Annotated in this window: 1 protein-coding gene; it reads right to left on the bottom strand. The window is 65.4% G+C overall.

The window, feature by feature from the left end:
- Nucleotide 1 precedes the first annotated feature (1 nt).
- Nucleotides 2–1,081 (bottom strand): elongation factor Tu (gene tuf / locus AC1DMQ_RS25730; protein WP_477036364.1); only part of this gene is annotated, 1,080 nt, incomplete at its 5' end.

The raw sequence follows: 1,081 nt of genomic DNA, 5'->3' as shown, positions 1-1,081 counted from the left end.
ACTACTCGACGATCTTGGCCACGACGCCGGCGCCGACGGTGCGGCCGCCTTCGCGGATGGCGAAGCGCAGGCCTTGGTCCATGGCGATCGGGGTGATCAGCTCGACGTCCAGCTCGGCGTTATCGCCCGGCATGATCATTTCCACGCCTTCGCGCAGCTTGATGATCCCGGTCACGTCCGTSGTRCGGAAGTAGAACTGGGGACGGTAGTTGGTGAAGAACGGGGTGTGACGGCCGCCTTCTTCCTTGGTCAGGATGTAGGCTTCGGCCACGAACTTGGTGTGCGGGGTGATCGAACCGGGCTTGCACAGCACTTGGCCGCGCTCGACGTCTTCGCGCTTGGTGCCGCGCAGCAGCACGCCCACGTTGTCGCCGGCYTGACCTTGGTCCAGCAGCTTGCGGAACATCTCGACGCCCGTGCAGGTCGTCTTCTGGACCGGACGGATGCCGACGATCTCGACTTCCTCGCCGACCTTCACGATGCCCTTCTCGACGCGGCCCGTGACCACGGTGCCGCGGCCCGAGATCGAGAACACGTCTTCGACCGGCATCAGGAACGGCAGGTCGATCGGACGATCGGGCTGCGGGATGTAGGTGTCGACCGTGGTCATCAGTTCCAGGATCGACTGCTCGCCGATGACCGGGTCGCCGCCGTCGATGGCGACCTTGGCCGAACCCTTGGTGATCGGGATGTCGTCGCCCGGGAAGTCGTACGACGAAAGCAGCTCGCGCACTTCCATCTCGACCAGYTCGAGCAGCTCGGCGTCGTCGACCAGGTCGACCTTGTTCATGTACACGACCAGGGCCGGCACGCCGACCTGACGGGCCAGCAGGATGTGCTCGCGGGTCTGCGGCATCGGGCCGTCGGCGGCCGACACCACCAGGATCGCGCCGTCCATCTGCGCGGCGCCGGTGATCATGTTCTTCACATAGTCGGCGTGGCCGGGGCAGTCGACGTGGGCGTAGTGACGGTTGGCCGTCTCATATTCCACGTGCGCGGTGTTGATCGTGATGCCGCGGGCCTTTTCTTCCGGCGCGGCGTCGATGTCGGCGTAGTTCTTCGCGGTCGCACCACCCGACTT

The organism is Caulobacter sp. 05L422 (assembly GCF_056397765.1).
This window is presented reverse-complemented; position numbering and strand designations above follow the sequence as displayed.